This window comes from Nostoc sp. (assembly GCF_036919575.1).
Lineage (GTDB): Bacteria > Cyanobacteriota > Cyanobacteriia > Cyanobacteriales > Nostocaceae > Nostoc.
Genome location: NZ_JBALBY010000065.1, coordinates 50440 through 60529 on the forward strand (window position 1 = coordinate 50440; position 10090 = coordinate 60529).

The window sequence follows — 10090 nt, forward strand, 5'->3', positions numbered from 1 at the left end:
TAATTGATTATGCTCCTCAACCAACTTGTTGAAATCAACGAAAAGGGTAGTATTGCCAGTTCTGTGAACTTTGGCATGTTGGATGATTTAGAGAAGAATTTGCCTCTGTGTGAGAGTTTTATCTTTAACTACGACTTAATAAAACCTGAGTTATCGACGGTTGGTATTTTGGATGCGGTGCGCCGTAGCTATCATAGTCCAAATCAGCCGAATATCCATTTGATGATTCAACAATATGGTAAGGGGAAGTCTCATTTTGCGATCGCTATAGCCAACTTTTTCAAAAAACCCTTCCAGAGTCAGGAAGTGCAAGGGATTTTGTCACAAGTAGAAAAGGCGACATCTGCCAAAAATCAGGCTATTTCTGAAGGATTGAAGCTTTTTAAACAAAACCAACGCCACCAACATTTAGTTATCTGTCTTAGTGGAGATCAAGGCGGCGACATTAGGAAGCAATTTCTGCAACAACTCGTCAAAAATCTGGAAGAAGCAGGTATTCAGGATTCCTTAGCACAAGATATATGCAGCGAACCCCGACGCTACTTGGAAAATTTGAATATAGAGAATCGGGCAAAAGCAGAACAATATTTACAAAGTATTGGGAATCCTGATGGTGATTTAAATTCTCTCATTCGCTTACTCAGAGAAAATAACTCTGGTGTTCTATCGACTGTTAAAAAACTTGCCTTTCAAATCACGGGATTTACTCCTGACTTTGCTGCTGATGTAAATATCCAAGTAATTTTAGAAGACCTGATAAAAAATCATTGCACTGGTGAAAATACTCACTTCCAAGGGATTTTAATTTTATTTGATGAGTTAAATTACTATCTGAAATCTTGGGCAGCAGATGACATAGGTGCTGGAGGTACTGCGCTGCAAAATATTACTAACATTTGCGAAAACTACAAAGGGAAAATTGCTTTACTAAGTTTCACCCAAATTCATCCTGGTAGGGCATTGGGGATTTCTGCAAATGTAATACCAGAGTACCAAAAGATAGCAACTCGTCTTGCACCAAAAGATGGCACCACCTACGATAATCCTACCTCTAGCTTGGAACTAGTAATAGAAAACTTATTGTTGCCAAAAAATAACTCCAGTTGGCAAACATTTCGTTCTCAATGGCATAACACGCTGATAAGAGAAGCTGAAACCGCCTTCGAGGAAAGAATTAAAATTTATAAACACAAAGGCTGGTCTTTCCAAGAGTTTTATACCCACTTATCTGAGGGTTGTTTTCCCCTACATCCTCTTACAGCATATCTGCTATGCAACCTTGATTTTACCCAAGATCGGACTGCTATTCAGTTTATAAAAGGCTATGTCAAAAATTTCATTGCAACTCAGCCTGTAGAAAAGGCTGGAAAACTTAATTACATTTATCCCATTGCTTTAGTAGATACCTTTATTGAAAACTTTTCTAATTCCTCGGTTTATAATCACTATAAAAAAGCTGTGGATTTGGTTGCAGGTTCTGACAATGACGATGAATTAATGGTTATTAAAGCTTTATTTTTATATGAAGCTAGTGGAGAAAAACTTACCAAAGCAGACCAAGAAGAACATCAAGAGATTTTAGTAGCTTTAACAGGTTTAACTAAATTGAGACTCCAGACAGCACTAGATAAACTAGAAAAGGAAAGAGACTTAATTTACCACCGACCAGAAATTAAGCTTTATCGGTTCTGGGAAGGAATTAACCCTAAAGTTATTCAAGAAGAAATTGAAGAAAAAATCAGATTTCAAACAACCTCTATTAATGATGTTGTCGCCTATTGTGATAAAATTAATATTCTTAGACAACATCCATCTAATAATATAATTACTGCTACACAGTTTGTCAAAGATAACAAATTAGTGAGTGAAGACTGGCGATTTGAGCGTAAGATATACAGTATTGAGAAATTCATTAAAGCTCTAGAGAACAATCGGATTCTGAGAGATACCAAAGAGAAGGGGATTTTAGCTTATGTTCTGACAGAGACTCAAGAGGAGTTGCAAGAGTTTCGTAATACTGTAGCTAATTATTTATCTAAATCGCCAATTCAAAATTACATTGCCGTTGCTATTCCTAGAGAAGAAACCGGAAATTTAGCCCGTGTAATTTTACAGATAAAAACTCTTGAAGAGACGGACGCTGCTGATAAAAGATTGTCGGGAAAAGCTTATCAAGAACAGCTTCAGCGTTGGGAAGAAGAAGCAAACACACGGTTAATGAGGTTATTAAATAATTGCACTTATCATTGTGTGGAAATCGAGAAAATTCCATCTGCTGAACAACGCAAACCGCAACGGGTAATCAGCTTACTTTTACAAGATTTATATCCCTTCGTTCCTCCTGTGGATGAAATCGATAAAATGCGTTCAGGCCATCTCACAGGTAAAAAAATTGTCGGCTGGACTGCCAAACAAATCTTTATAGAAGATAATCTCAGTCAACAAACACTGCCTGACCGTTCTTACAGTACTGTTATTGATCAGATTTTTGTCAAGCTATGGGGTCTATTCAAGAAAACATCTGATAAATATATCGTTCAAGAACCAACTGATGAAAAAATCCGTGCTGCCTGGGATGAAATTTCTGAAATAACTGACTTAGAAGGATTACCACAAAAGATTGTTGACTTACAAAAAATTTGGCAAGTACTTTCTGCCCCACCTTTTGGTTATAGCGAGTATAACTTTACTATGTTGCTAGCAGGATGGTTGGCAATCCATCGCAAAGAAGTTTGTTTGCGAGGACGCGTCAAACTTACTACTAAAAAGGGAGAGTTTATTCCTTCAGAAGACAAGTCTCTGCAAAACTGGGGTAATACTGATATTCTCCAAAACCCCACTGCATTTGTTGACGACTGGATTATTAAACAAAAGTCTAAACTGATTCGTCGCCAACAAGCAGAAATGTCGATTTCGGCATCGCTAATAAACTATTATGATCAGGCGCAGGAGTATTTAGAGGTCGTTGCTGCTTTTTTAGAGTTTAATGAACCAGATGAGTTAGAAAAAGAAGAGTTAACTAAGAATAGAAAGCAGATTAGTGCTGCGGTTGCTGAAATTGACAAGTGGTTACAACCAGTGCAAGCTGTGGAAAAATTACCTCATGAGGCACAATTGGCAGCACTATTACTACTTTACCCCCAACTGCGATCGCCATCGCCAGATACCTCGATTTTACCAACACAACAACAACGCGATCGCTTCTCTCAAGCATTTCAAACTGTCAGTAATAAAATTGACCAACTTGTAGCAGCAGAAAACAACCGTGCTGAGTCACTATCTACCGAACAAGCTTGCAATACTTATAAAATTGAAATTCAAGGAATTATTGACCAGATTACCCAAATTGCAGATTTGCCTCCCCATTTAATTGAGAGTTTGCAAAATGCCCTCCGTACCAGCAACATCAGATTAACAGACATTAGGCAGCAGGCAGAAGCAGGACAAAAGCAAGCTGAAGATACACAAATTATGCAGAATATTCGCAATTCTGCAACGAAAATTAAAACTATTCATCTTTCTCAAGCAGCACTTCAAGAAGTTGAAAATTTACAATCTCGCTTCAATTATCCCGATAAATTTCAGCGTGAAGTTGCTGAAATTGTGCAGTTAATTCAAAACAAAATCACTAGCGATCGTTCTAGTCTGGCAAATCTCCGCACTCAATTACATTCAGTAAATAATCTCCCAGAATTAGATGTTATTAATACAGAATATGCCAAGCTTGATGTTATTTTTCAAGATTCGGGCGATTACAAAGACTATCAAGAACTACAACCACAAATCCAGAGTTTAAAGCATGACCTAGAGCAAATACAAAGTCTAGAAACTCGTTATCAACAAAGTGATTCTATTACCAGTTGTAATGATGCTTTGGGAATAATTGCTAGTGGGGAGTTGAATATCTATAATGCTGACCGCTTTCAAGGGAGAATTTCTCAGTTAGAAGTAAATTTTAGGAATAAAATACAAGAATATGAACAAAAACAATCACAAATTCTCCAGCAGCAACAAGCTACGGCCCAGCAATGGGTCAAAGATTTAGAAAACAGTTGTACTCAAATAAACCAATCGTTTGATGATGCGGAGAAACTTGAAGCAGCAAATAATTTACTGGAGAAAATTCAATCTGAAAAATCTAATTATATTAACTTAATTAGTGTTACAGAAACTCAGTCATTAGAGAATATAGAACGTCAATGCGTTGAGGAACGGGAGAAAGATATAACCAATCAAATTTTTGTACTGTTACGGCAACTTCCCCATTTAGAGCAACAAAATGTGTACGAGAGGTTAGGGCAAATTCTCTCAGAAAAGACGGAGGAGTAATAGGGATGAGTGATAAACAGATCATATTAGACCCGACTGGATTGTACGATATTCCCTCCGGCTATATCCGAATTACAACAGAGGTGGAATGGATACAGTTCTTTGGTGTCAGTGCCGATCCTTGCTGGGTAAGAGGTGAGCGATTATGCCAATGGGCAGAAACTTGGCTGCGATCGTGGAATAGAACTGAGGAAATCACGGAGATTAAGCAACATCCCCGCTACATACTAGGGCAATTGTTTGCTAATGTACCGTTACCCCATGATTGGACTGACGAGCAACTACTGATTCTAGCTACCAAGTTAGATTCTTATCCCCAAGACAACCCCATTGCTCATTTTTTGGCAGACAATATCACTAACAGTAATGAACAGATATGGTTTGCCCAAGCCTCGATTTCACATCTCGCTGCTTGGTTGTCAATTCCAGTTCCAGAAGAATACAAACCCTTAGAGCGAGTTTGGCAGCAACGGTTCAAAGAACATGAGTTAGCAAACTATTACCAGACTGAAGATAAATTATTGTTCCTACGTCGCTGGTTAGGTATAGCAGAACCAGTCTTCAACGACATTGGCAAGTATCCCTTGCCAGTTCCCGACTTACTCAGACAAGAGTTTGATAGCTACTGGCAACAACTCATCTCCCGCACCGAAGGTAAAGTCTTGGATACCCTAATGCCTGCTAACCAAGTAGGTATGGAGCGAATTGCAAATTGTGCCTACAGAGTTTTAAGAACTCAATCTAATTGGATAAATAAAGTCAGGGAAGCGAAAGTTACCCCTTATCTTAGCTATCAGCAGAAGCAAGAATTAAGTCTTAATCAACGTCCTCCCCAACCTCTGGCTTTAAATGCTACTCCTGGGCAAGCTTTAGCTTGGGCAACAAAAGATTACCTGCCCTTCCGTCGCTGGGAAGTTATTAAGCAACCTGCCGTTGCACCAAAAATTAGTGATAGTTTGGCGGATAGCTTTGTCAAATGGATGCTCCAGCACTACCCCCAAATGAAGGTAGACTCAGTAGAAAATTCCTACCTCAATTACAGCGTTGCATCAACAGTGCAAAATCTTTGCCAAGATAGTCCTGTTTTTTGGGTTGTGGTCGATGGCTTAGGATGGTTAGATCATCTAGAACTTTTGGCTTTACTCACGAAGAATTACAAACTGGCTGTAGAAACTGCCATTGAGCCTCGATTTAGTATCCTGCCCACTAAAACAGAATATGCTAAATGGAGTCTATATGCTCAATTGTTGCCCAGTGATTCTGCTTGGGTTGCGGATGCTGGCAAAGCTTTTGTGAAAATGGGCATGGGTAAACGTTATACAGATAGACAAGTTGACAAACTTTACAGCGCTTTGAGAAAAAAGACTTCTAAGTTGTATTGTTGGGATACAGATATATTCGATAGTCTTTATCATACTCAAAAAGACTGGCAAAGCCTTTACGAACTTGACTGTCCCCAAACCCTAGAAGGCATTGCCAAGAGAATTGATTACTGTTTGCAACAATACCCCGATCCAGATGCACTCAGAATCGTTATTGCCAGCGATCATGGTCAAATGATGGGTACTTCCGAAAAAATCACCCACTGCCCCCCAGAACTGGAACCCAAGGGGAGAATGGCGATCGGTAAAACTGATGATACCAGGTTTGTGGTTTTAGAAGGCGATCGCTACGGTCTTCCTCACGATATTAGTATTGTCAAAGGCTCCGCTAGCTTAGGTTCTTTTAGCTACACTAGCAATAAAAAAATTATCGGTTCTCACGGTGGGCTATTTCCCGAAGAAGTTGTGGTTGGCGTATCTGTTCTCCGAAAATCTATCCAACGTCTTCCTGTGCTGGTTTTTTGCTTTGGTGAAGGCAAACCCAAACAGACAGGAGAACTGAAAATTACTATTGAGAATCCTAACTCAGTACCGCTAACAGACCTTTGTCTGTATATTCACGAACTACCTGATTTTCAGCAGGGAAAACCATTAGAAGAGGAAATTCCTGCCAATCAGCGCTTCAGTTTTCAGATAATAATTCCCGAAGTACCCACATTGCCCCCAAATTATCCGGGAAATAACCTATCTTTAATTGGCCAATTAACTTTTAGATTTGCCTGTGCTGAAATTGAAAGCACTGCCATCACTCCTGACTCAAAAATTATTATTAACCAAATATATAGTAGTGGATTTGATATAGATGAATTCTTGGGAAGCAACAACCTATAATAACGATTTGGTTCGTGAGGTTTTCGGAAATCTCTGTATTGATAAAACTAGACTACCATCTAGTGGACTAAGTTCTATTGGCGTGCCTAGTTTTGTGGCTGAATGGTTGTTAGATAAAATAGTACCCGGTTCAGGAACACTTACATCAATAGAATTAGAGAAAATAAATAGCTTTATTAAAAAAGCCTTTCCACGTAAAGATGACCGGAATGAAATTATTTTTGACCTCACTCAAGGAGAAATCCGAAAACTCATTGCTTTAATGCAGGTACGCATTAAATTAGAACAGGGAGGAAAACTAATTCCTGAACCATTGGCACAAATTCCTGTATTAAATTTGACTGAATGTAGCATTGCGACTGATATTGTTGAACGTTATAAAATACTGCTACGCCAAGGAATATGGGGCAAAATTACTCTGGCTATGCTTCCCGATGGTAAAGTGGAAGTGATGGATTTTGAACCATTTCAATGTTCACAAGTTGATTTACAAGGCTATGCCGAATGTCGGGCAAAATTCAATACACAACAATGGCGGGATTTAATATTTTGCTCAATGGGTTTTAACCCCCAGCATCCCAGTTATCAGCCGGAAGCTAAAACATGGATCTTGGCTAGGTTATTATCGTTAGTGGAAGCTAATTATCATGTCATAGAACTAGCTCCTAAAGGTACTGGAAAAAGCTTCTTTTTTGAAAATATCAGTAGTAAAGTTACTTTAATTAGTGGTGGTAAAGTGACTCCTGCCCAATTGTTTATCAACGGCAGAACTAAAGAAGTCGGGTTACTCGGTCGTCATGAAGTTCTGGTTTTAGATGAAGTTCAAAGTTTAACTTTCGATAATCCTGAAGAGGTCATTGGGCCACTCAAAAATTATCTTGCTAGCGGTCGTTATAATCGCTCTGGTTTTGCAGATATTTCTAGTGACTGCGGGTTAGTGATGCTAGCTAATATTGAATTAGATGATCAATTAGAACCACGCAATGAAGATAATTTAATTGCTAATCTCCCCAAGTTTTTTGCTGAAACTGCATTATTAGACCGATTATGTGGTATTCTCCCAGGCTGGAAAATTCCAAAGTTTCAAAGAGAAATGATAGCTTCTCAAGTTGGTTTAAAAATGGATTTCTTTGGTGAAGTATTGCTATCTCTACGCCAAGACAATCGTTTCATGTTCTATGTAGAACAGCATACGAAATTTGCCAAAAATGTGACTATTCGTGACCAAAATGCTATCCTCAAATCAGCATCAGGTTTTCTAAAAATTCTCTATCCTCATTTAGAATTAACATTAATGGACTACGAGCGCGATTGCCTGGAACCTGCTTGTAAACTACGCCAAGCTATCCGAAACTCGCTATATTATCTCGATGATGAATTCAGGCAGTTTGGTAGAGAAATTTATGTGGAGACAAAGTAAATACTATATCCCACCAAAAGAATCACCAAAAATATTGATTTTCTACTACTGTTGTTTGACGGGTGGAGGAGTCGTATTTGAGCAGGTATTCACGAGCGATCGCTTCGTTTTCTCTCAGTGTTTCTACTTCTTTCTGTCCAATCTCAGTATCCGTAGATAACAAAATTACTTGATGGCTGGCGGATGGAAAGTAACGTTCAACTAAATTATTGCGGTGATAAGAATCTAGTCTACCTAGTGGCGTATCGATAGCTACTGGTAGGCGGTGTCCAGAGACTTTGGCTAAACCCCAGAGGAATGCGATCGCAAGTAGTTGTTTTTCGCCAGCCGAAAGGCGATGTTTAGGGACTGGTTTACCATTGAAATCATATAACGAAAGTCCAAAAGTATTGGTATCAATGGCGATGCGATGCACTAAATCTGATTTGTGCAGGAGATAAAGGAAGCAATTTTTAACTTCTTCCTCTAATTTATTCAGCTTTCTCAACGTTAATTTTTCACGAAAAATCTTGAGTGTTTCTTGAACTTTCGCCGCAGAGGTAATAATATGTTCGTTATTTTTATATTTAATATTTTCTACAGTGTATTCACTTAATTCTTTCTTAGACTTAGCAATAATAGTTTCTAATTCAGCTAAACGGCGGCGAATTGTTTCATAATTTGCTTTAGCTTCAACAACTTGATTTTGTGCCGCTTCTACTGTCTGACGCAGCTTTGTATAATCTTCTGGTGCTGCTGCTGTTTGTACTTGTCTTTCCAAAGTGATAATTTCTTCTTCTTTATTTTTGATAATAGCTAATTTTTCTTTTGCAGAAATTTGAGAATTTTGCAAGTGATAGATAAGATTATCTAGCTGACTTAACGTTTCATCATCAGCTAATAACCAAGGCGTTCCAAATGGAAGAGTCTTTGCATATAAATTATCTACATCTTCGACTAAAAATGATTGAATTTTTTCAACTTGTGTTAGAGCAATTTCTACCTGACTTAGCCAACTGAGTAAGCGCTGATCTCTCTCAATTAACAAATCTTTGGAAATTTGGATTTGTCGATGGCGAAATTCTTTTTCTCCCTGCGTTTGCACTTGAGTAAGTAAATTGGGAATTAATGCTAGGGGTAAAACATCAGCCGCCAATTCACACATTAACTGACGCACTTGTTCAACTTCCGCAGTTTTCGCTTTCTGTTGTAGTTCTAGTTGATTGCGTTCTGCCGCAATTTTACCACCCTCAGAAATGAATTTATCAAAAGCTTCTTGCTGCTTTACTTCTAATTCTTCTAGCTGATTTTTGATATTTTCTAAATTCTGTTCACTTTCTTGATAATCTTGTTGCTGTTGCGTCAATCTTTTTTCAATTTCTTCTAGGTTAGCTAAATCTTTACTATCAGCAAATTCTTTGCGTTTACGGTTAACTAAAATATCTAAATCAACTGCTAAACGATCTGCTAACTCTAGCCCGAAAAGTCCGCGAATAGCTTCAACAACAATCGGTGGTGGTATTTCCTGTTCTGCGAGTTCTTTAACTTGTTCACCATCAAATAGGAATAAGTTAGAAATACCTAATGGCAGGAGATTTTCAATATATTCATCCCAGATATTAACTAAAGCATCAGGCCATGTATCACTGTCGCCTAAAATACCTAATGTATCTTTACCATCTTTAGGGTTTTTTGTCCAACTACGCACAACACGGTATTTTATTGGTTTATCGTTTTCAATATGTTCAAAAAGTAATTCAATCCGGGTGTCTACAGCTGGATCTATTTGGTTGTTAACACATTGATTGAGAAAATCGCCATAACTTAAATTACCACGGGTGGAACATTGGGCGCGGGGGCCATAAAGAGCGAGACGAATGGCATCCATCAGCGTAGTTTTTCCGCCGCCATTCATGCCACCTAATAGGATAATTGGACGGGAGTTTTCCTCATCAATTTTTGGGTTAAGATTAATTACCTGTTTCCCACTGTAGGGGCCAAAGTTTTGTAATACGAGTTCAAGAAATATCATTGATTTGATTGTGGGTTTATTAAGATACCGGGCGAATGGAATTCGCGGTTATGCAGCAAAGTTTATCAGATACCGGGCGAATGGAATTCGCGGTTATGCAGCAAAGTTTATCAGATA

4 protein-coding genes are annotated in these 10090 nt (G+C 38.4%); 3 read left to right on the top strand and 1 reads right to left on the bottom strand.

Features of this window, described 5'->3' with window-relative positions; all coding sequences use genetic code 11:
- The first annotated feature begins 9 nt into the window (after window positions 1-9).
- Genes V7K27_RS17715 through brxL form a run of 3 tightly spaced genes read left to right on the top strand, consistent with a single transcriptional unit; the run spans window position 10 to window position 7962 of the window.
- Window positions 10-4329 carry a hypothetical protein gene (locus V7K27_RS17715; RefSeq protein ID WP_334949402.1) on the top strand — a complete coding sequence of 1440 codons (4320 nt, stop codon included), beginning with the start codon at window positions 10-12 and terminating at the stop codon, window positions 4327-4329.
- A gap of 5 nt (window positions 4330-4334) precedes the next feature.
- Window positions 4335-6542, top strand: coding sequence for a hypothetical protein (locus V7K27_RS17720; protein WP_334949403.1), 2208 nt, complete (start codon window positions 4335-4337; stop codon window positions 6540-6542).
- Entirely contained in the window at window positions 6514-7962 is a 1449-nt protein-coding gene (gene brxL, locus V7K27_RS17725) for a BREX system Lon protease-like protein BrxL (RefSeq protein ID WP_334949404.1), read from the top strand. The genes V7K27_RS17720 and brxL overlap by 29 nt, the downstream gene beginning before the upstream one ends.
- A gap of 22 nt (window positions 7963-7984) precedes the next feature.
- On the opposite strand, the gene dndD is transcribed toward brxL, so the two are convergent.
- The gene (gene dndD / locus V7K27_RS17730) at window positions 7985-9973 is read right to left on the bottom strand and encodes a DNA sulfur modification protein DndD (RefSeq protein ID WP_334949405.1); all 1989 of its coding nucleotides are present in this window, start codon (window positions 9971-9973) and stop codon (window positions 7985-7987) included.
- Window positions 9974-10090 lie beyond the last annotated feature (117 nt).